Raw genomic sequence first — 21,800 nt, 5'->3', positions numbered from 1 at the left:
ACAGCCAACTCACCGTAAGTGAAACCGGGTTGGTTTCTCGATTCGGGCATCCGATGTCCGTAACCCAAGTGCCGCGCCCGTCGTTGTGCGGGATACAGGCTCCCTGTGGTCACCCCCTGACCGGCTCCGCTCACCCGATCGTGTGGCGTCGGCCGGCCCGGGGAACCCTCAGGACCCCCTGGGGAGTCGACCGTCATGACGAGAGGAGGTGCCGCCAGTGATCGCGAACGTATCGGCGCACCGGCGGGCGAACGCCTTCGCCCAGGCCCTGGAGGAGCAGTCCGACCGGGGCACGGCGGCCGAGCGAACCGAAGGACCGGCCCCGGCCCCGGCCGCCGCCGAGACCGAACGGGACCGGCTGCTCACGCTGGCCTCCGGTCTGGGCGCGCTGCCCAAACCGGAACTGGACCCCGAGGTGAAGGTCGTCCAGCGGGCCCAGCTGGTGGCCGCGTTCGAGGCCATGCTCCAGGAGGGCACCGCCGCGGGCGAGGCGACGGACCGGGCCGTCCCCGGACAGCGCTCACACCGGGCCAAGGGCGCCCACCGGGCGACCCCGCTGGGCAAACTGCGGCCCCGGTCGCGGCTGGCCAAAGGACTCACCGCGGGCGGACTCACCGTCGGCGTCGCCGCCGGCGCCCTCGGCGGAGTGGCCGCCGCCAGCTCCGACGCCCTCCCCGGCGACTCCCTCTACGGGCTCAAGCGCGGCATCGAGGACGTCAAGCTCGGACTCGCCGACGGTGACGACGAGCGCGGCCGGGTCTACCTCGACCACGCCTCCACCCGGCTGAGCGAGGCCCGCCGCCTCATGGAGCGCGACCGCGGCGGCCCCCTCGACCACGAGGACCTGAGCGAGATCCGCCGCACGCTCTCCGGCATGCGACACGACGCCTCGGAGGGCCACCGGCTGCTGCGCGAGGCCTACGAGCGCAACCCCGACTCGCTCGGCCCCATGCAGGCGCTGTCGTCCTTCTCGCAGGCCCACCGCGACACCTGGGGCAGCCTGCGCGACCGGCTCCCCGTACAGCTGGGCGACGTGAGCGAGCAGGTCTCGTCGGTGTTCGACGCCATAGACGAAGACGTGGCCCCGCTGCGGTCCCTGCTCCCCCAGCCGCCGGACGACAAGCAGGGCGAAGGGGCGCGACGCGACGGCACCGCCTCGGCCACCGGCACCCCGTCCGAGTCCGGCCCCTCGCAGTCCCCCGGCACCGGCCGGGACACCGCCGAGGAGCGCGACGCGGACGGTGCGGGACCGACCGGATCCGCCGACAGCGGCCGCGAGAAGGACGGACTGCTCGGCGGCAACACCGGCGGCCTCCTCGACCCGCCGAAGGAGAGCGGCCAGAGCTCCCCGCCGCCCACCGGCACGGCCACCCGGCCTCCCGCCCCCGACGTCACCCTCCCGCCTCTCCTCCCCGGGCTCCTCCCGGGGCTGGGCATCGACGCGGAGGACCGGGACTAGCGCGCTGGGGGCGCCCCTCACACCGAGGGCCGCCCCCAGAACGCACGCGCCTCCGACAGGGCACCATCGGCCCGCGACCCGCCCGGCGACTCACCGCCCCGTCCCCGCACAGGGGACGCCGTCAGAAGAACACCGACCGCCGCTGCACCAGCAGTTTGTACAGCGTGTGCTGGATCTGCTCCCTGACCTGGTCGGTCAGGTTGAACATCAGCATCGGGTCCTCCGCCGCCTCCGGCGGATACCCGTCCGTGGGGATCGGCTCCCCGAACTGGATCGTCCACTTCGTCGGCAGCGGGATCGCCCCGAGCGGCCCCAGCCAGGGAAACGTCGGCGTGAGCGGGAAGTACGGAAAGCCCAGCAGCCGCGCCAGCGTCCTGGCGTTGCCGATCATCGGGTAGATCTCCTCCGCCCCGACGATCGAGCACGGCACGATCGGCACACCGTGCCGCAGCGCCGTCGACACGAACCCGCCCCGACCGAACCGCTGCAGCTTGTACCGCTCGGAGAACGGCTTCCCGATGCCCTTGAAGCCCTCCGGCATCACCCCGACCAACTCGCCCTGCGCCAGCAGCCGTTCGGCGTCCTCCGCACAGGCCAGCGTGTGGCCCAGCTTCCGCGCCAGCTCGTTCACCACCGGCAGCACGAACACCAGATCCGCCGCCAGGAGCCGCAGATGCCGCTCGGCGGGATGGTGGTCGTGCACGGCGACCTGCATCATCAGCCCGTCCACCGGGAGCGTCCCCGAGTGGTTGGCGACGATCAACGCGCCGCCCTCCGACGGGATGTTCTCGACGCCCTTCACCTCGACCCGGAAGTACTTCTCGTACATCGGACGCAGCAGGGACATCAGGACCTGGTCGGTGAGCTCCTCGTCGTAGCCGAAGTCGTCGACCTCGTAGTCCCCGGTGAGCCGGCGGCGCAGGAACGCCAGCCCGCTCGCGAGGCGCTGCTCCAGACCGCCGTCGCCGTCACGGTCCGCGGCCGGCTCCCTCGGCTGCTCCTCGTCACCGGTCACGGGCTCATCCTGCCGCACCGGCACCGCCCCCGGCAGGGGCTGGACCTCCCCCACCGCGGCGGGCCGCCCGCCGCCCGTGCGCCGGCCGGCCGCCCCACGGCGACGCGACGCGGCACCCCCGCGGGAGCGGTGGTCGTCGTCGAACGGAATGACCTTGGCGTCCGCCATCGTTGCTGCGCTCCTCAGTTGGCGCTCTGCGTCGGCACATGACCGCTGCCCGGCAGGGGCAGCGCGGCGACCCGGTCGACAGCCCTCGCGACGGTCTCCGGCGGCAGCAGCCCGGGACCACGGCTGCGCACGAAGTCCGCAAACGTTTCAGCAGTCGAGTACTTGGGGGTGAAACCGAGCGTCTCCCGCATCTGGTCCGTCGCCACCACCCGTCCGTGCGTCAGCAGCCGGATCTGCTCGGGCGAGAAGTCGGACATACCCAGCGTACGCACCAGGGAGCCCGCCCAGGTGACCGCGGGGAGCAGCAGCGGCACCGTCGGCCGGCCCAGCCGCCGCGAGCACTGCGACAGCAGCAGCACCCCGTCGCCGGCGATGTTGAACGTCCCGCTGTTGAGCGTGCCCCGCCGCGGCTCGTGCGCGCCGATCCGCAGCACCTCCACCACGTCGTCCTCGTGCACGAACTGCAGCCGCGGGTCGTAGCCGAACACCGTCGGCAGCACCGGCAGCGCGAAGTACGAGGCGAGCGGGGTGTCCGCGGCCGGGCCCAGGATGTTGGCGAACCGCAGCACGCACACGGCCACGTCCGGGCGGCGGCGGGCGAAGCCGCGCACATAGCCCTCGACCTCCACCGTGTCCTTGGCGAAACCGCCGCTGGGCAGCGACTTGGGCGGGGTCGACTCGGTGAACACCGCCGGGTCGCGCGGCGCCGAACCGTAGACGTTCGTGCTGGACTTCACCACCAGCCGCTTGATGTTCGGCGACTTCTGGCAGGCGCCCAGCAACTGCATGGTGCCGATGACGTTGGTCTCCTTCAGCGACGCCCGGCTGCCGCTGACCAGCGGCGTGCCCGTCACGTCGAGGTGGACGACCGTGTCGGCGCCCGACTCGGCCAGCACCCGCGCGATGGTGGGCTGCCGGATGTCCGCCTGGACGAAGTCGGCGCCGCCCAGATGGTGCTCCGGCCGGACCGCGTCCACGGCGACGACCCGGTCGACTTCGGGATCCCGCTGGATCCGCCGCACGAAACGGCCCCCCAGCTGCCGGGCCACCCCGGTCACCAGCACGACCTTCCCCAAGATCAGCGCCCTTCTCTCACCCTGCTGCCGACGGCCAACCTATCGGGTCCCCGTCGCCCAGCGACGGCGAGCGGATACGTGAAGTGACAACATCCCCGGGACGTACCACCGCGCGCGCCGCCCGCGCCGGACCCGCCGGGCGTATCACAAGGCAGTGGCCCCCCACCGAATCGCGGTGGGGGGCCACTGGACACGCTCTCGCGCTGTCGCTTACTTCTTGTTGCGACGCTGGACGCGCGTGCGCTTGAGCAGCTTGCGGTGCTTCTTCTTGGCCATCCGCTTGCGCCGCTTCTTGATAACAGAGCCCACGACTACCCTCGCTCACTTCTCATCACTCGGTGTTTGGGCGCCATGGGCCCACACGACCTACGAGGGGCTAGCCTACCCGCCCGAGCGCTGAGGTCGTAATCGAGGTGACCGGGAAGGCCCATGAGTGCCCGATACGGACCTTCCCGGATCGCCGTCAGGAGGTTTCCACCCCCACGTAGCTCTCGCGGAGGTACTCGTGCACCGCTTGCTCCGGGACGCGGAAGGACCGCCCCACACGGATCGCGGGCAGATGACCGCTGTGCACCAGCCGGTACACGGTCATCTTCGACACTCGCATCACCGAGGCGACTTCCGCCACGGTAAGGAACTGAACCTCGTTCAGAGGCCTCTCGCCAGCTGCAGCCATGACACACCTGAACCTTCCGCACTCGACGGCCACCGGCTTCCCCTTCCGGTGACTCTTCGTCGTTGCGTGCTCACTCCCCAATGTAGGGGCGGGTGATGCGAGTGGGGAAGAGGTGCACCCATCGGCGGCCTACTGTGACAGACACGCTCGATTGAGTACGTAGCGGGTCAGCGGCAGGTAGTCATCGGACCGCACGCCGTCGTCAACCGGAACGACCACGGACACCGCCCCCTCGGCCTGTCCGACGAACGGCGCCGGGTCGTTCACATCCGCCAGGCCGACACTCGCGAACCCCAGCTGACCTGCCCCGCAGACCCAGCCGTGGTCACCGATCACCAGCCCGGGAAGCGGCCCGCCGGCGTCCGCCGCCGCGGCCAGCGCGACCCGAACCGGGAGAGGGGAGTGCGTGTGCGCGCCCGGCTCACAACCGGGGCGCCGCGAGGTCGCGCCCCGGACCAGCCCGACCCCCCGGACGTAGTCGAGGTTGCCCGTGCGTAGACCGAACCGGGTCGTTATGTCGACACAGCGACCCTGCGCCGGGGTGAGGACGTCACATCCCGCCGCCGACAACGCGTCTGCGAGCACGGCGTAGAAACCGAGCAGCCGATGCGGGTGACCGGTGCCCAGCAGCACCGGAACCCGGTGGAGCGCGGCCTCCGCCAGCAGCCCCGCACAGGCGTCCAGGGCGGCCAGCGTACGCTCCGGATCGATCCTCTCGGGCCCCGACGTGGTCCCCGGGTCGGCCGAGACCCCGCACCGGTCCGCCATCAGCGCCAGGACCTCCCGCTCACCCCACGCCCCGACGGGGTCGAGACCGATCAGCACACGCGGGTCCCGCGCGGCGAACAGCCGGTAACTGCGCAGGCTCTCCTCCCGGGCGGTACCCACCACCCCGGCGAGCCCGGCCCTCACGAGATGCGCCCGCAGGCGCTCGGCGGTCCCCACCCGAGTGATGGTGCGCCACCCGGCCGCGCCCCGTGGCCGGAACCCGGACCACACCCCACGGTCGGCGTAACGCCCGCCCCCATGGGACGGTCAGGGCAGCAGCCCGCGCAGCGGGAACACCGCCCGCCGGGACGCGAGGATCGCCTGGTCCAGCCGGTCCGCCGGGTCGTACCCGTCGTCCCACGCGGCCCAGGACACCGGCCACCGCCCGTCCGTCATCCGGCGCGGGCCGGGCTGCCGGGTCCGCGCGTACACCTCCTGACGCCACCCCTCCGGGATCATCGTCGTGGGCTCCACCGGCCGCTCCGCCGCGATGCCCACCAGATGCGACCAGGACCTCGGCACCACTTCGATCACCGCGTAGCCCCCGCCGCCCAGCGCCACCCACCGGCCGTCGGCATGCTCGTGCGCCAGCTCGTGGCAGGCCATCTGCACCGCCCGCTGCGCGTCCAGCGACACCGCCAGGTGCGCCAGCGGGTCCTCGAAGTGCGTGTCGGCCCCGTGCTGCGTCACCAGCACCTGTGGCCGGAAGTCCGCGATCAGCTCCGGCACGACCGCGTGGAACGCCCGCAGCCACCCCGCGTCCCCGGTCCCGGCCGGCAGCGCCACGTTCACCGCGCTGCCTTCCGCCTCCGGCGCGCCCGTCTCAGCCGGCCACCCGGTCTGCGGGAACAGCGTGCTCGGATGCTCGTGCAGCGAGATCGTCAGCACCCGCGGGTCCTCCCAGAACGCCGCCTGCACCCCGTCCCCGTGGTGCACGTCGACGTCGATGTACGCGACCCGCTCCGCGCCCAGCTCCAGCAGCCGGGCGATCGCCAGCGCGGCGTCGTTGTACACGCAGAACCCGGAGGCGGCGCCCGGCATCGCGTGGTGCAGCCCGCCCGCGAAGTTCACCGCGTGCGGCGCGTCGCCCCGCCACACGGCCTCCGCCGCGCCCACCGACTGGCCCGCGATCAGCGCCGACACCTCGTGCATCCCGGCGAACGCCGGATCGTCGATCGTCCCCAGCCCGTACGACTGGTCCGCCGCCCCTGGATCGGCCGACGCGGCCCGCACCGCGTCGATGTAGTCCTCCCGGTGGACGAGCCGCAGCGTCGACTCCCCGGCCGCCTTCGCCGCGACCACGTCGACGTCACGGTCCAGACCGAGGGCGCCGACCAGGCTCCGGGTCAGCGCCAGCCGGACCGGGTCCATGGGGTGGTCCCGCCCGAAGTCATAGCCCGTTACTGCTTCGTCCCACATCAGCTGTGTCCGGCCGCTCATGCCCGCCACCGTATCGGTCGGCCCCCGGCGCGAACGCACGGGCGTGCACGAGCGTCACCAGCACCAACACCATCGGCACCAGCATCGCCCCGCGGTAGCTCCAGGCGTCGCCCAGCGCACCCACCAGCGGCGAACCGATCAGGAACCCCACGTAGTTGAAGACGTTCAGCCGCGCCACGGCCGCGTCCGACGCACCAGGCCGCCCCGACTCATACGCCCGCCGCCCCGCCGCCGCGAACGTCTGCGGCACCAGGACGCACAGCCCGAGCCCCAGCAGCGTGAACCCCAGCATCCCCGCCCACGCCCCCGGCGCCGCGGCCACCACGGCGAACCCCGCCGCGGCCACCACAGCCCCCGACCGCACCACCGCCACGGCACCGAACCGCCGCACCCCGACGTCCCCGATCGTCCGCCCCAGCAGCGTGGTCACCATGTAGACGTTGTACGGGACGGTCGCCATCTGCTCGGAGCTTCCCAGCACGTCCTGCAGATACTTCGCGGACCAGTTGGAGACCGTCGAGTCCCCGATGTACGCCACCGTCATCACCAGGCACAGCGGCAGCAGCCACTTCAGTCCGCCGCCCACGCCCCCGTCGGCCGGCGCGTCCTTCTCCGCCGGCGCCCGGGTCTCCCCGTCGACGTACCACCGGCTGCCCACCAGCGCGGCGGGCAGCAGCACCAGCACCACCGGCAGGTACGACACCCACAGCGCCAGCTCCCAGTGCGCCCCCACCCAGGCGAGCGACGCCCCGACGATCCCGCCCAGGCTGTACGCCGCGTGGAAACTCAGCATGATGCTGCGCCCGTACGCCCGCTGCAGACTCACCCCGAGCATGTTCATCGAGGCGTCCAGCGCCCCTACGGCCAGGCCGAACGCCGCCAGCGCCACGGCGAGTACGACCATCTGCCGCCCGGCGCCCACACCCAGCAGCGCCAGCAGCACGACGGGCTGGGACCACCGCAGTACCCGGCTGGGCGGCATCCGCTTCACCAGCCGCTCCGTGGAGACACTGCCGATGCCGGCCAGGATGGGCACGGCGGCCAGGAAGACGGGCAGCAGCGCGTCCGAGACCCCGTACCGGTTCTGGATGCCCGGGATGCGCGTCACGAGCAGAGCGAAGGCGACGCCCTGCACCAGGAAGCTGAACGCCAGCGAGGCCCTGCCGCGCCGCAGCACATCAGTCATGGCGGCGAGCGTAGGGCTCGGGGGTACCGGTGGGTAGATCCGGTCAAAGATGAATCGTGCTCAGTTTCCGGGGCGCTCCTCGGCGGCCAGGAGGGGGAGCAACTCGCGCATGTCGCCGAAGAGTCGGGTGGCGCGGGCCAGCTTCTCGGCGGGCGTCATCGCGGTGAACCCGTACACGTCCATCCCGGCGGCCACGGCGGCCTGCATCCCGAGCGGGCTGTCCTCGACGACCACGCACCGCTCCGGTGTCGAGCCCATCCGCTCGGCAGCGTGCAGGAACAGGTCGGGGGCGGGCTTGCCGCGGCCGACGTCCTGCGAGCTGAAGATCCGCTCGTCGTCGAACCACCGGTCGAGCCCGGTCGTCCGGTGCCCCACCCGGATCCGCTCATGGCTCCCGGACGACGCCACGCAGTACGGCACCCCGTCCGCCGCCAGCTGCTCGAGGACGTCCACGGCGCCGGCGACCGGCTTCAACTCCCGTTCGAACGCGGCGAAGACGCGCGCGTGGAAGATGTCGTCGAAGTCTGCCGGCAGCCGATGCCCGGTCCGCTCTTCGACGAGATCGTGCACCCGGTGCATCGCCGACCCCATGTAGTCCCGGATGGAGTCCTCGTAGGAGGTGGGGTGGCCGAGCTCGGTGAGGTAGGCGGCAAGGAGACCGTTGGAAATCGGCTCGCTGTCGACGAGAACGCCGTCGTTGTCGAAAATGACCAGGTCATAACGCATGACCTCGACCCTAAACGCAGAAAGCCCCCGTGCCGAAGGGCACGGGGGCTTTCCACAACAATTGTTCGGCGGCGTCCTACTCTCCCACAGGGTCCCCCCTGCAGTACCATCGGCGCTGTAAGGCTTAGCTTCCGGGTTCGGAATGTAACCGGGCGTTTCCCCTACGCTATGACCACCGAAACACTATGAAACTGACAACCGCACCATGTGTGGCACATGGGGCTGTTCGTGGTTTCAGAACCAACACAGTGGACGCGAGCAACTGAGGACAAGCCCTCGGCCTATTAGTACCGGTCAACTCCACACGTTACCGTGCTTCCATATCCGGCCTATCAACCCAGTCGTCTACTGGGAGCCTTACCCTCTCTAGGAGGTGGGAGTCCTCATCTCGAAGCAGGCTTCCCGCTTAGATGCTTTCAGCGGTTATCCCTCCCGAACGTAGCCAACCAGCCATGCCCTTGGCAGAACAACTGGCACACCAGAGGTTCGTCCGTCCCGGTCCTCTCGTACTAGGGACAGCCCTTCTCAAGACTCCTACGCGCACAGCGGATAGGGACCGAACTGTCTCACGACGTTCTAAACCCAGCTCGCGTACCGCTTTAATGGGCGAACAGCCCAACCCTTGGGACCGACTCCAGCCCCAGGATGCGACGAGCCGACATCGAGGTGCCAAACCATCCCGTCGATATGGACTCTTGGGGAAGATCAGCCTGTTATCCCCGGGTACCTTTTATCCGTTGAGCGACGGCGCTTCCACAAGCCACCGCCGGATCACTAGTCCCGACTTTCGTCCCTGCTCGACCCGTCGGTCTCACAGTCAAGCTCCCTTGTGCACTTACACTCAACACCTGATTGCCAACCAGGCTGAGGGAACCTTTGGGCGCCTCCGTTACTCTTTAGGAGGCAACCGCCCCAGTTAAACTACCCATCAGACACTGTCCCTGATCCGGATCACGGACCCAGGTTAGACATCCAGCACGACCAGACTGGTATTTCAACGACGACTCCCCCTGAACTGGCGTCCAGAGTTCACAGTCTCCCAGCTATCCTACACAAGCCGAACCGAACACCAATATCAAACTGTAGTAAAGGTCCCGGGGTCTTTCCGTCCTGCTGCGCGAAACGAGCATCTTTACTCGTAGTGCAATTTCACCGGGCCTATGGTTGAGACAGTCGAGAAGTCGTTACGCCATTCGTGCAGGTCGGAACTTACCCGACAAGGAATTTCGCTACCTTAGGATGGTTATAGTTACCACCGCCGTTTACTGGCGCTTAAGTTCTCAGCTTCGCCCCACCGAAATGGAGCTAACCGGTCCCCTTAACGTTCCAGCACCGGGCAGGCGTCAGTCCGTATACATCGCCTTACGGCTTCGCACGGACCTGTGTTTTTAGTAAACAGTCGCTTCTCGCTGGTCTCTGCGGCCACCCCCAGCTCGAGGAGCACGTCCTCTCACCAGTGATGGCCCCCTTCTCCCGAAGTTACGGGGGCATTTTGCCGAGTTCCTTAACCATAGTTCACCCGAACGCCTCGGTATTCTCTACCTGACCACCTGAGTCGGTTTAGGGTACGGGCCGCCATGAAACTCGCTAGAGGCTTTTCTCGACAGCATAGGATCATCCACTTCACCACAATCGGCTCGGCATCAGGTCTCAGACACATGCCAGGCGGATTTACCTACCTGACGTCCTACACCCTTACCCCGGGACAACCACCGCCCGGGATGGACTACCTTCCTGCGTCACCCCATCACTCACCTACTACCAGCTCGGGTCACCGGCTCCACCACTCCGACCTCGTCCGAAGACTCAGCCGGCGGCTTCACGGGCTTAGCATCACTGGATTCGATGTTTGACGCTTCACAGCGGGTACCGGAATATCAACCGGTTATCCATCGACTACGCCTGTCGGCCTCGCCTTAGGTCCCGACTTACCCTGGGCAGATCAGCTTGACCCAGGAACCCTTAGTCAATCGGCGCACACGTTTCTCACGTGTGAATCGCTACTCATGCCTGCATTCTCACTCGTCAACCGTCCACAACTACCTTCCGGTGCTGCTTCACCCGGCAGACGACGCTCCCCTACCCATCACAGCACCCGTTGGGGCTATATGCTGCAATGACACGACTTCGGCGGTACGCTTGAGCCCCGCTACATTGTCGGCGCGGAATCACTAGACCAGTGAGCTATTACGCACTCTTTCAAGGGTGGCTGCTTCTAAGCCAACCTCCTGGTTGTCTGTGCGACTCCACATCCTTTCCCACTTAGCGTACGCTTAGGGGCCTTAGTCGATGCTCTGGGCTGTTTCCCTCTCGACCATGGAGCTTATCCCCCACAGTCTCACTGCCGCGCTCTCACTTACCGGCATTCGGAGTTTGGCTAAGGTCAGTAACCCGGTAGGGCCCATCGCCTATCCAGTGCTCTACCTCCGGCAAGAAACACACGACGCTGCACCTAAATGCATTTCGGGGAGAACCAGCTATCACGGAGTTTGATTGGCCTTTCACCCCTAACCACAGGTCATCCCCCAGGTTTTCAACCCTGGTGGGTTCGGTCCTCCACGAAGTCTTACCTCCGCTTCAACCTGCCCATGGCTAGATCACTCCGCTTCGGGTCTTGAGCGTGCTACTGAAACGCCCTGTTCGGACTCGCTTTCGCTACGGCTTCCCCACCCGGGTTAACCTCGCAACACACCGCAAACTCGCAGGCTCATTCTTCAAAAGGCACGCAGTCACGAGACACCAAGCAAGCTTGATGTCCGACGCTCCCACGGCTTGTAGGCACACGGTTTCAGGTACTATTTCACTCCGCTCCCGCGGTACTTTTCACCATTCCCTCACGGTACTATCCGCTATCGGTCACCAGGGAATATTTAGGCTTAGCGGGTGGTCCCGCCAGATTCACACGGGATTTCTCGGGCCCCGTGCTACTTGGGTGTCTCTCAAACGAGCCGCTGATGTTTCGACTACGGGGTCTTACCCTCTACGCCGGACCTTTCGCATGTCCTTCGCCTACATCAACGGTTTCTGACTCGTCGATCAGCCGGCAGACTGATCAAGAGAGATCCCACAACCCGAATGCGCAACCCCTGCCGGGTCTCACACGCATACGGTTTAGCCTCATCCGGTTTCGCTCGCCACTACTCCCGGAATCACGGTTGTTTTCTCTTCCTGCGGGTACTGAGATGTTTCACTTCCCCGCGTTCCTCCACTTGCCCTATGTGTTCAGGCAAGGGTGACAGCCCATGACGACTGCCGGGTTTCCCCATTCGGACACCCCGGATCAAAGCCTGGTTGACGACTCCCCGGGGCCTATCGTGGCCTCCCACGTCCTTCATCGGTTCCTGGTGCCAAGGCATCCACCGTGCGCCCTTAAAAACTTGGCCACAGATGCTCGCGTCCACTGTGCAGTTCTCAAACAACGACCAACCACCCGTCACAACCCACCGAAGCGGATTTTTACCGGGGCCGGCACTGAAGGCGACCACACGGCCGTACCCTCAGACACCCAACAGCGCGCCCGGTCCGGTCCCACCCGGTGATCATGCGTTCCACGCTCCGAAGAGCAGTACTGGCAGCCACCGACCCGAGATCCGGACCGAATAGTCAACGTTCCACCCATGAGCAACCAGCATCAGACGTTCGCTGATGAACTGGCCTCTGACCAACCGAAGTTGGTAAGAAGTGCTCCTTAGAAAGGAGGTGATCCAGCCGCACCTTCCGGTACGGCTACCTTGTTACGACTTCGTCCCAATCGCCAGTCCCACCTTCGACAGCTCCCTCCCACAAGGGGTTGGGCCACCGGCTTCGGGTGTTACCGACTTTCGTGACGTGACGGGCGGTGTGTACAAGGCCCGGGAACGTATTCACCGCAGCAATGCTGATCTGCGATTACTAGCGACTCCGACTTCATGGGGTCGAGTTGCAGACCCCAATCCGAACTGAGACCGGCTTTTTGAGATTCGCTCCACCTCACGGTATCGCAGCTCATTGTACCGGCCATTGTAGCACGTGTGCAGCCCAAGACATAAGGGCATGATGACTTGACGTCGTCCCCACCTTCCTCCGAGTTGACCCCGGCGGTCTCCCGTGAGTCCCCAGCACCACAAGGGCCTGCTGGCAACACGGGACAAGGGTTGCGCTCGTTGCGGGACTTAACCCAACATCTCACGACACGAGCTGACGACAGCCATGCACCACCTGTACACCGACCACAAGGGGGGCACTATCTCTAATGCTTTCCGGTGTATGTCAAGCCTTGGTAAGGTTCTTCGCGTTGCGTCGAATTAAGCCACATGCTCCGCCGCTTGTGCGGGCCCCCGTCAATTCCTTTGAGTTTTAGCCTTGCGGCCGTACTCCCCAGGCGGGGCACTTAATGCGTTAGCTGCGGCACGGACGACGTGGAATGTCGCCCACACCTAGTGCCCACCGTTTACGGCGTGGACTACCAGGGTATCTAATCCTGTTCGCTCCCCACGCTTTCGCTCCTCAGCGTCAGTATCGGCCCAGAGATCCGCCTTCGCCACCGGTGTTCCTCCTGATATCTGCGCATTTCACCGCTACACCAGGAATTCCGATCTCCCCTACCGAACTCTAGCCTGCCCGTATCGACTGCAGACCCGGGGTTAAGCCCCGGGCTTTCACAACCGACGTGACAAGCCGCCTACGAGCTCTTTACGCCCAATAATTCCGGACAACGCTCGCGCCCTACGTATTACCGCGGCTGCTGGCACGTAGTTAGCCGGCGCTTCTTCTGCAGGTACCGTCACTTTCGCTTCTTCCCTGCTGAAAGAGGTTTACAACCCGAAGGCCGTCATCCCTCACGCGGCGTCGCTGCATCAGGCTTTCGCCCATTGTGCAATATTCCCCACTGCTGCCTCCCGTAGGAGTCTGGGCCGTGTCTCAGTCCCAGTGTGGCCGGTCGCCCTCTCAGGCCGGCTACCCGTCGTCGCCTTGGTGAGCCATTACCTCACCAACAAGCTGATAGGCCGCGGGCTCATCCTGCACCGCCGGAGCTTTCGAACCTCGCAGATGCCTGCGAGGGTCAGTATCCGGTATTAGACCCCGTTTCCAGGGCTTGTCCCAGAGTGCAGGGCAGATTGCCACGTGTTACTCACCCGTTCGCCACTAATCCCCACCGAAGTGGTTCATCGTTCGACTTGCATGTGTTAAGCACGCCGCCAGCGTTCGTCCTGAGCCAGGATCAAACTCTCCGTGAATGTTTACCCGTAATCGGGTGCACACATCACGAGAGCGGAACATCGGGAGGAATAGTCCCGACGTTCACAGCGTCCTCGCTGTGTTTTTTCTTCAAAGGAACCTCGACCATCCGAAACCGGATGGACGGGGTATCAACATATCTGGCGTTGACTTTTGGCACGCTGTTGAGTTCTCAAGGAACGGACGCTTCCTTTGTACTCACCCTCTCGGGCTTTCCTCCGGGCGCTTCCCTTCGGTCTTGCGTTTCCGACTCTATCAGATCTTTCCGACCCGATTTCCTCGGCGCTTTCCAGGTCCGCGCTTTCGCGTTTTTCCCTTTCCGACGGTTCCGACTTTATCAGATCCAGTTTCTCGCTCTGACCCCCAGTCAGTGGGGCTCGTCTTCCCGGCTGTTAGGCCGTTCCGACGAGGTGAGACTTTAGCGGATTCCCGGTCCCCGACCTAATCGGGGTCCTGCTCCCTTTCGGGTGCGGATTCCTCATTCCGTACATACACACGACGACGGCGCGTCGGCAGACAGACTGCTGACGTGCATCAGTAGTGGTGGTGCGGGATGGCTGTCCGGGGCCGACCGGAGCCGGTGCTCACGTCGGACAACTCGGAGAACAGTACGGATCCCCCGGATGCGTGTCAACTCGCTGCGGCGCCCCATCCCCGGGGCGTAGTCTCGTGTGCATGACGACGCGTACGCACAGCCAGTCCTGGCGGGCCGCCTGACGGCGGCCGTCCTGCGTGTGCACTCATCGGCCGCCGCTTCGGCGGCCGTTTTGTTTCTCCCTCCGGAACTCCGAGGGGCGGCCGCACGGGCGGTGGCCTCGACAGGAGAGGGAGAAGAGATGACTCGGGTCTTCAGTGGCATCAAGCCGACCGGACATCTGACGCTGGGGAACTACCTGGGGGCCATGCGGCAGTGGGCCACGGTCGACCAGCACCGTTCGGAGGCGCTGTTCTGCATCGTCGACCTGCACGCGCTGACCGTGGACCACGATCCGGCGCGGGTGCGCCGGCTGAGCAGGCAGGCGGCCACGCTGCTGCTGGCGTCCGGACTGGACCCGGATCTGTGCACGGTGTTCGTGCAGAGCCATGTCGACGAGCACGCGCGGCTGTCGTACCTGCTGGAGTGCGTGGCCACGGACGGCGAGATGCGCCGGATGATCCAGTACAAGGAGAAGGCGGCGCGTGAGCAGCGGCGCGGCGGGAGCGTACGGCTGTCGCTGCTGACGTATCCGGTGCTGATGGCGGCGGACATCCTGGCGTACGGGACGGACGAGGTGCCGGTCGGGAACGACCAGACGCAGCACGTGGAGCTGGCGCGGGATCTCGCGGTGCGGTTCAACCAGCGGTACGGGCACACCTTCGTCGTGCCGCGGGCCACGAACCCGGCGGTGGCGGCGCGGGTGATGAACCTTCAGGACCCCGGTTCCAAGATGGGCAAGAGCGACGACTCCGGGCCGGGGATCGTCTACCTGCTGGACGAGCCCGAAACGGTGCGGAAGAAGGTCATGCGGGCCGTGACCGACAGCGGCAGCGAGGTGGTCTACGACCGGGAGTCGCGGCCGGGGCTCGCCAACCTGCTGGAGATCCTGGCCGCGTGCACGGGCGGCGATCCCGAGCAGCTGGCCGATGCGTACGACGGGTACGGGGCGCTGAAGAGAGACACGGCGGACGCCGTGATCGAGGTGCTGCGGCCGTTGCGGGAGCGGCATCAGGAGCTGTGTGCCGATCCCGGTCATGTGGAGGGTGTGCTGCGGGAGGGTGCGGCGCGGGCGCGGGGCATGGCCCGGCCGACCGTGGACGCCGCCTACCGGGCGATCGGCCTGTTGCCCGCGGAGTCCGAGGACGGGGCCGTGGCGCTGAACGCGGCCCGGTAGGCGCGGGGGCTGGTGGCGAGGCGCGATGCGAAGTGCTGGCGCATCGTGACCTCGCTGCCGAAGCCGGCGCGGCGGGCCACCTCGGGCATGGGGAGGTCGGTGCGTTCGAGGAGGCGCTGGGCCGCGGCGACGCGCTGGTCGAGGAGCCAGCGCAGCGGGGTGGTGCCGGTCGCCGCGGCGAAGTGGCGGGCGAAGGTGCGCGGGGCCATGCCGGCGTGGGCGGCCAGGTCGGTGACGGTGAGCGGTTCGTGGAGCCGGCGCAGGGCGTACTCGCGTACGGCGGCGAGGGTGTCGGCGTCTCGGTCGGCGCGCGGGGTGGGCTGCTCGATGAACTGGGCCTGGGTGCCGGTGCGGAAGGGGGCCGTGACCATGGAGCGGGCGACGGTGGCGGCGGCCTCGGCGCCGTGGGCGACCCGGACCAGGTGGAGGCAGAGGTCGATGCCGGCGGCGGTGCCGGCCGACGTCCACAGGTTGCCGTCCTCGATGAACAGCGCGTCGGGTTCGACGGTGATCCGCGGGTGGCGGGCCTGGAGACGGGGGGCGAGATGCCAGTGGGTGACGGCACGGCGGCCGTCGAGGAGTCCGGCCCGAGCGAGGACGAAGGCGCCGGCGCAGAGGGCGGCGATCGGGGTGCCGGTGCGGTGGGCGCGGCGCAGGGCGTCGAGGACGGGTTCGGCGACGGGCGTCTCGTGGTCGACCAGCCCCGGCACGACGATGAGGTCGGCCTCCTCCAGCCAGTCGAGGGGGCGGTCAGGGGTGAGGGTGAGGCCGCCCGGCATGAGGACGGGGTCGCCGGGGGCGGTGGCGGCGCGGCGCAGTTCGAAGGGCGGGACGCCGGGGAGGGTGCGTTCGCTGCCCCAGACCTCGGTGATGACGGAGACGTCGAAGGCGCGGATGCCGGGGAACGCGAGGAGAGCGATGCGCTGCATGGCCCCATGATGGCAGTGGAGGCAGGAAGCCATCGATGCGCAGCGTTCCTGCCACTGTTGTGCGGGGTGGGCGGGCGGCAGCATCGAGGGCATGGAGAAGAAGACACAGCTCGAGGTCGCGGGGAACGCCGCGCTGGTCGTCGTCGACGTGCAGAAGGGGTTCGAGGACCCGTTCTGGGGGCGGCGGAACAATCCGGAGGCGGAAGCGAACATCGCCGCGCTCCTCGACGCGTGGCAGGGTACCGGTCGCCCAGTGGTGTTCGTGCGTCACGACTCGCCCGCGGGGTCGCGGTCGCCGCTGCGGGTGGGGCACGAGGGCAACGACTTCAAGGACTTCGTCGAGGAGCGGCGGGGCAAGGGGGCGGGGCCCGAGGTGCTGGTGACGAAGTCGGTGAACTCGGCCTTCTACGGCGAGCCCGGTCTCGACGGCTGGCTGAAGGGCGCCGGGGTGCGGCAGATCGTGATCGCCGGCATCCAGACGAACATGTGCAACGAGACGACGGCCCGCATGGGCGGGAACCTCGGCTACGACGTGCTGTTCCCGCTGGACGCCATGCACACGTTCGACCTGGCCGGGCCGTTCGGCTGGACGGCGACCGCGGACGAGCTCACGCGGGCGACGGCGGTGTCCCTGCACGGCGGGCGGTTCGCGCGGGTGGTGACGACCGAGGACGTGGTGGCCGCGGCGCGGTGACGCACGCGGGCCACAGTCGGTGACACACGTGGGCAGCGGCTGGGGAGACCGCGGCCCGGCGGGTCAGCCGTTGCTGCCGGAGGCCAGTTCGCGGCTACGGTCGCGGGCGGCTTCGAGGGCGGCGATAAGGGCGGCGCGGACGCCGTGGTTCTCCAGCTCGCGGATGGCGTTGATGGTGGTACCGGCCGGGGACGTCACGTTCTCGCGCAGCTTGACGGGGTGCTCGCCGCTGTCGCGGAGCATCGTCGCGGCGCCGATCGCGGACTGGACGATCAGGTCGTGCGCCTTGTCGCGGGGCAGGCCGAGCAGGATGCCGGCGTCGGTCATCGCCTCGACCAGGTAGAAGAAGTACGCCGGGCCGGAGCCGGAGAGCGCCGTGCAGGCGTCCTGCTGGGACTCGGGGACGCGGAGGGTCTTGCCGACGGCGCCGAAGATCTCCTCGGCGTGGGCGAGGTGGCCGGCGGTCGCGTGGCGTCCGCCGGAGATGACGGACATGGCCTCGTCGACCAGGGCGGGCGTGTTGGTCATGACCCGGACGACGGGGGTGCCGGCGGTGAGGCGCTCCTCGAAGAACGCGGTCGGGATGCCGGCGGCGCCGCTGATGACCAGGCGGTCGGCGGGGACGTGCGGGGCGAGCTCGTCGAGGAGGGTGCCCATGTCCTGCGGCTTGACCGTGAGGATCAGGGTGTCGGCGGTCTTGGCGGCCTCCTGGTTGGTGACCGGGGTGACGCCGTGACGGGCGCGGAGCTCGTCGGCGCGCTCCTGGCGGCGGGCGGTGACCAGGAGGTCGGCGGGGGCCCAGCCGGCGCGGATCATCCCGCTGAGCAGGGCTTCGCCGATCTTGCCGGTGCCGAGGACTGCGACTTTCTGGGTCATGGCTGGGGGTGCCCTCCGGGGGTGGGTCGTCCTGGAGGCGATTGTCCCATCCGGGGGGTCGTGGGGGGTGGTTGTCCGGTGGGCGGACGGAGCTCGGGGCGCGGGGCGAGGGGTGCGGGCGGGTGGGTCGCCCCCGCCGCCCCTTCCCTCCCCACTCTCGACTCCGCTCGAGCGGGGGACCCCATCGTCCCGGGGCTGCGCCCCGGACCCCCTTTCGGCCCAAAGCACCGGACCGGCCGGGGGTTACGCCGTACGGCGTTTCAGCGTGGCGGCGCCCAGGGTGAGGACCAGGAGGGCGCAGGCGGTGACGATCGTGATGTCGCGGAGGAAGGCCGTCGTGAGGTCGGTGTGGTGCAGGACCTCGTTCATGCCGTCGACGGCGTAGGACATGGGGAGGACGTCGGAGAGGGCCTCCAGGACGGGGTGCATGGCGTCGCGCGGGGTGAACAGGCCGCAGAGGAGGAGCTGGGGGAAGATCACCGCCGGCATGAACTGGACGGCCTGGAACTCGGACGCGGCGAAGGCCGAGACGAACAGGCCGAGGGCGGTGCCGAGGAGCGCGTCGAGGAGTGCGACCAGGAGCAGCAGCCAGGGGCTGCCGGTGACGTCGAGGTCCAGCACCCACACGGCGAGACCGGTGGCGAGGACCGACTGGACGACCGCGACGGCGCCGAATGCCAGGGCGTAGCCGGCGATGAGGTCGGCCTTCCCCAGCGGCATGGCGAGCAGGCGTTCCAGGGTGCCCGAGGTGCGTTCGCGCAGGGTGGCGATCGACGTGACCAGGAACATCGTGATGAGCGGGAAGATCCCGAGCAGCGAGGCGCCGATGGTGTCGAAGGTGCGGGCGCTGCCGTCGAAGACGTAGCGGAGCAGGAACAGCATCACGCACGGGACGAGGAGCATCAGCGCGATGGTGCGCGGGTCGTGGCGGAGCTGGCGCAGGACCCGGACCGCGGTGGCGGTGGTGCGGGACGGGCTGAGGGTGCCGGTGGCGGTCATCGGGTGGTCTCCGGGGTCTGCCGGGTGCGTCCGGCGGCGGCCGCCTCGTCGACCAGGTGCAGGAAGGCGGCCTCGACGGTGTCGGCGCCGGTGCGGGTGCGCAGGGCGTCGGGGGTGCCGTCGGCGAGGACCTCGCCGGCGCGCATGAGCAGCAGCTGGTGGCAGCGCTCGGCCTCGTCCATCACGTGCGAGGAGATCAGCAGGGTGGCTCCGCGCTCGGCGGCGAGGGTGTGGAAGAGCTGCCACAGGTCGCGGCGCAGTACGGGGTCCAGGCCGACGGTGGGTTCGTCGAGGACCAGGAGCTCGGGGGTGCCGAGGAGGGCCACGGCGAGGGAGACCCGGCTGCGCTGGCCGCCGGAGAGGGTGCCGGCGAGGGCGTCGGCGTGGCTGGCGAGGTCGACGTCGGCGATCGCGCGGGTGACGTGTTCGTGGCGGCGGTCGGCGGCGGCCCGGCCGGGGTCGAGGATCGCGGCGAAGTAGTCGAGGTTCTGGCGGACGGTCAGGTCGTCGTAGACGGACGGCGCCTGGGTGACGTAGCCGATGCGGGTGCGCAGGGCGGGGTGGCCCGCGGGGCGGCCGAGGACGTCGAGGGTGCCGGTGACCTTGGCCTGGGTGCCGACGACGGCCCGCATCAGGGTCGACTTCCCGCAGCCGGAGGGGCCGAGGAGGCCGGTGATCCGGCCGCGCGGGACGGTGAAGCCGAGGCCGCGCAGGACGGTGCGGGTGCCCCGGACGACGGTGAGGTCCTGGGCGCGCACGGCCGGTTCCTCCGGTGGCGGGGAGGAGTAATTCATCATGCGATGAATAATGCTCCCGTGGTGTGGGCGCGTCAAGCGTCCGTGGGTGTGGAGGCGAGGAGCAGGACGACGTCGTAGGTCTCCTCGACGACGCCGTCCGGGAAGACGTCCAGGACGTGCGCCCGCTCCTCGGCGAGGTAGGCCGCGGTGCGTTCCGCGCTCTGGACGAGGAAGAGGGAGTGGCTGCCGAGGTTGGCGAGGTGGGCGTCGACCGGGACGCGGCGGCTCCAGCGGACGGTGCGGCGCCGGAAGCGCAGGCGGCCCGAGGGGTCGGCGGTACGGGCGTCCAGGTCGCGCTCGGCGGAGAGGTCCCGGCCGAAGTGGCGGCCGGCCCGGGCGGACGCCTCGGCGATCCACGGCACGTCGACGGCGCTGGTGTTCCACCACAGCGCGAGGGCGCCGCCGGGACGCAGCACCCGTACGGCCTCCGGGACGGCGCGGGCCGGATCGGTCCAGTGCCAGGACTGGGCGTAGGTGATCAGGTCGACGCCGCGGCCGGCGAGGGGGAGGGCGTTGCCGTCGCCGCGGACGACCGGCACGCCGGGGAGGGCGCGGCGGAACTCGGCCGCCATGCCCGCGCCGGGCTCCACGGCGACCACGTCGGCGCCGCGCGCGAGGAGCAGGGCGGTGGCCATGCCCGTACCGGCACCGACGTCCGCCACCCGGGCACCGGCCAGGGGGCGGCCGATCAGCTCCTCGACCGTGTCGAACAGCACGGGCGGATAGGAGGGGCGGTGGGCGGCGTACTGCGCGGCCGCGGCGTTGAAGGAGTGGGCTCGGGCGGTGTGCGTGACCTTGTCTGCGCCGGGTGTCGTCATAGGGCCATGGTGGCCGCGGGTCGGCCCGCGGGGCGTGGTTCAGGAGCGGCGGCGCTTCTTGGAGGGGTTGCCCGAGCGGCGGGTGACGCGCCGGTCGTACTCCTCGCGGGCCCGCGCGTACTCGGCGCGGTGCAGCTTCTCGCCGGGGGCCTCGGTGAGGGAGCGGAAGAAGTAGGCGAGGAGCGAGCCGATGAAACCGATGGTCAGCAGGCCGCGCAGGGTCGCCTGGCGGTCGGGGTCGGGGCGGGTGGAGAAGGAGGACCAGGTGTGGCGGAAGGCGAGCGCGCTGCAGATCGCGAACATCACGACGACGAGGAGCGACACGAAGCTGCCGACCGCGGCGATCTGAAGGCCGTCGTAGGCGAACCGCAGCGCGAAGCAGGCGGCGGCCGCGGCGACCAGCGCGCCGGCGGCGACACCGGCGCGGCGGGCGGCGTACCCGCCGGAGTGGTCGACCCAGGTGGTCCCGAAGAACCGGATGGGCTCGGGCTGCGGCCCGGCGGGGGTGGCGGCGACGCCGTTCGTGGGGTTCTCTTCTGCGCTCACGGGTCGATTGTGACTCCTCCCCCGCGTGGCCGTGGGAGCCCCCCGCCCCCACCCCGCCGAGCGGCCGGCGGGATGGGGGCGGGACATGACGCCTAGCAGCGGGGGGCGACGTACCCGTCGCTGCCGGTGAGGATGTAGGTGTCGGAGACGTACTGGCCGTTGCCGATGTTGTCCCACATGGCCGATGTGCCGTACGGGCCCGTGACCAGGGTGCCCGTTGTCTGGCAGTTGATCCGGACCCTCGCCCCCTCGGCCAGGACACGGACCACGGAGTAGCCGGTGCCGGGGCCGCTGCGGACGTTCAGCCGGTAGCCGGGCGCCACCGGGTAGGAACTCGCGAGCGCCGCCGCGGTGGTGGCGGCCGCCCCGGCCGTCCTCCCCTCCGCGCCCGCGACGTCCGCGACCGCCCCTTCGGCGACGTCCCCGCCCGTGAAGTTGCCGGTCTGCTCGACAGACATGGAAAAACCTCCCCCGTTGCACCCCACGACCGTCATGGGGTCACGTTGATTCCCTACGGAACACTGATGAAACACCAGCTC

18 protein-coding genes and 3 rRNA genes are annotated in these 21,800 nt (G+C 68.7%); 3 read left to right on the top strand and 18 right to left on the bottom strand.

Annotated features, from left to right (window positions below; translation table 11 throughout):
• Window positions 1-217: 217 nt before the first annotated feature.
• Window positions 218-1,459 (top strand): DUF5667 domain-containing protein, encoded by a 1,242-nt coding sequence (locus F3L20_RS02195; protein WP_150151634.1) that lies wholly within the window; start codon window positions 218-220, stop codon window positions 1,457-1,459.
• A gap of 121 nt (window positions 1,460-1,580) precedes the next feature.
• Here the strand turns inward: F3L20_RS02195 and F3L20_RS02190 are convergent, their stop codons facing one another.
• The 11 genes from F3L20_RS02190 to F3L20_RS02140 form a co-directional block, all read right to left on the bottom strand.
• On the bottom strand, window positions 1,581-2,642 hold the full coding sequence (locus F3L20_RS02190) for a lysophospholipid acyltransferase family protein (protein WP_145829615.1): 1,062 nt from the start codon (window positions 2,640-2,642) through the stop codon (window positions 1,581-1,583).
• Window positions 2,643-2,656: 14 nt separating this feature from the next.
• A complete protein-coding gene (locus F3L20_RS02185; RefSeq protein WP_150151631.1) occupies window positions 2,657-3,718 on the bottom strand; it encodes an NAD-dependent epimerase/dehydratase family protein in 1,062 nt (353 codons plus the stop codon).
• A 210-nt stretch (window positions 3,719-3,928) separates the two neighbouring features.
• Window positions 3,929-4,027: a 30S ribosomal protein bS22 gene (locus tag F3L20_RS02180; protein WP_003948845.1), complete on the bottom strand. Its 99-nt coding sequence runs from the start codon at window positions 4,025-4,027 to the stop codon at window positions 3,929-3,931.
• A 154-nt stretch (window positions 4,028-4,181) separates the two neighbouring features.
• The gene (locus tag F3L20_RS02175) at window positions 4,182-4,394 is read right to left on the bottom strand and encodes a helix-turn-helix domain-containing protein (RefSeq protein ID WP_167534445.1); all 213 of its coding nucleotides are present in this window, start codon (window positions 4,392-4,394) and stop codon (window positions 4,182-4,184) included.
• Between the two features lie 129 nt (window positions 4,395-4,523).
• On the bottom strand, window positions 4,524-5,339 hold the full coding sequence (locus F3L20_RS02170) for a phosphatase (protein ID WP_150151628.1): 816 nt from the start codon (window positions 5,337-5,339) through the stop codon (window positions 4,524-4,526).
• A 90-nt stretch (window positions 5,340-5,429) separates the two neighbouring features.
• Window positions 5,430-6,602, bottom strand: a complete 1,173-nt coding sequence (locus F3L20_RS02165) for an acetoin utilization protein AcuC (RefSeq protein WP_150151625.1) — start codon at window positions 6,600-6,602, stop codon at window positions 5,430-5,432.
• On the bottom strand, window positions 6,553-7,788 hold the full coding sequence (locus tag F3L20_RS02160; protein ID WP_150151622.1) for an MFS transporter: 1,236 nt from the start codon (window positions 7,786-7,788) through the stop codon (window positions 6,553-6,555). Before F3L20_RS02160 ends, F3L20_RS02165 begins: the two co-directional genes overlap by 50 nt.
• Window positions 7,789-7,848: 60 nt before the next feature.
• Window positions 7,849-8,514, bottom strand: coding sequence for an HAD family hydrolase (locus F3L20_RS02155; protein ID WP_150151619.1), 666 nt, complete (start codon window positions 8,512-8,514; stop codon window positions 7,849-7,851).
• 63 nt (window positions 8,515-8,577) lie between these two features.
• Window positions 8,578-8,694: ribosomal RNA gene (rrf, locus tag F3L20_RS02150) — 5S ribosomal RNA — on the bottom strand.
• Between the two features lie 84 nt (window positions 8,695-8,778).
• Window positions 8,779-11,897, bottom strand: a 23S ribosomal RNA gene (locus tag F3L20_RS02145).
• 309 nt (window positions 11,898-12,206) lie between these two features.
• Window positions 12,207-13,730, bottom strand: a 16S ribosomal RNA gene (locus tag F3L20_RS02140).
• Together the 16S, 23S and 5S rRNA genes form the textbook arrangement of a ribosomal RNA operon.
• A gap of 837 nt (window positions 13,731-14,567) precedes the next feature.
• Here F3L20_RS02140 and trpS point away from each other — a divergent pair.
• Entirely contained in the window at window positions 14,568-15,602 is a 1,035-nt protein-coding gene (trpS, locus tag F3L20_RS02130; protein WP_150151616.1) for a tryptophan--tRNA ligase, read from the top strand.
• Here the strand turns inward: trpS and F3L20_RS02125 are convergent.
• Entirely contained in the window at window positions 15,533-16,531 is a 999-nt protein-coding gene (locus F3L20_RS02125; protein ID WP_150151613.1) for a GlxA family transcriptional regulator, read from the bottom strand. The two genes, trpS and F3L20_RS02125, sit on opposite strands and share 70 nt — an antisense overlap.
• 91 nt (window positions 16,532-16,622) lie before the next feature.
• On the opposite strand from F3L20_RS02125, the gene F3L20_RS02120 reads away from it, so the two are divergent.
• The gene (locus F3L20_RS02120) at window positions 16,623-17,225 is read left to right on the top strand and encodes a cysteine hydrolase family protein (RefSeq protein WP_150151610.1); all 603 of its coding nucleotides are present in this window, start codon (window positions 16,623-16,625) and stop codon (window positions 17,223-17,225) included.
• A gap of 63 nt (window positions 17,226-17,288) precedes the next feature.
• On the opposite strand, the gene proC is transcribed toward F3L20_RS02120, so the two are convergent.
• From proC to F3L20_RS02090, 6 genes are all read right to left on the bottom strand, one after another.
• The gene (gene proC, locus F3L20_RS02115) at window positions 17,289-18,101 is read right to left on the bottom strand and encodes a pyrroline-5-carboxylate reductase (protein ID WP_150151607.1); all 813 of its coding nucleotides are present in this window, start codon (window positions 18,099-18,101) and stop codon (window positions 17,289-17,291) included.
• A 243-nt stretch (window positions 18,102-18,344) separates the two neighbouring features.
• Entirely contained in the window at window positions 18,345-19,100 is a 756-nt protein-coding gene (locus F3L20_RS02110) for an ABC transporter permease (RefSeq protein WP_150151604.1), read from the bottom strand.
• Window positions 19,097-19,897, bottom strand: a complete 801-nt coding sequence (locus F3L20_RS02105) for an ABC transporter ATP-binding protein (protein ID WP_150151601.1) — start codon at window positions 19,895-19,897, stop codon at window positions 19,097-19,099. Before F3L20_RS02105 ends, F3L20_RS02110 begins: the two co-directional genes overlap by 4 nt.
• 32 nt (window positions 19,898-19,929) lie before the next feature.
• Window positions 19,930-20,715: a class I SAM-dependent methyltransferase gene (locus F3L20_RS02100; protein ID WP_150151598.1), complete on the bottom strand. Its 786-nt coding sequence runs from the start codon at window positions 20,713-20,715 to the stop codon at window positions 19,930-19,932.
• A gap of 39 nt (window positions 20,716-20,754) precedes the next feature.
• The gene (locus tag F3L20_RS02095) at window positions 20,755-21,261 is read right to left on the bottom strand and encodes an EamA/RhaT family transporter (RefSeq protein ID WP_150151595.1); all 507 of its coding nucleotides are present in this window, start codon (window positions 21,259-21,261) and stop codon (window positions 20,755-20,757) included.
• 92 nt (window positions 21,262-21,353) lie between these two features.
• Entirely contained in the window at window positions 21,354-21,719 is a 366-nt protein-coding gene (locus F3L20_RS02090; RefSeq protein WP_150151592.1) for an SH3 domain-containing protein, read from the bottom strand.
• Window positions 21,720-21,800: the final 81 nt, after the last annotated feature.

This window comes from Streptomyces tendae, assembly GCF_008632955.1.
GTDB lineage: Bacteria > Actinomycetota > Actinomycetes > Streptomycetales > Streptomycetaceae > Streptomyces.
Note: the sequence above shows the minus strand (reverse complement) of the source record. Positions and strands in the feature narration are given on the sequence as shown.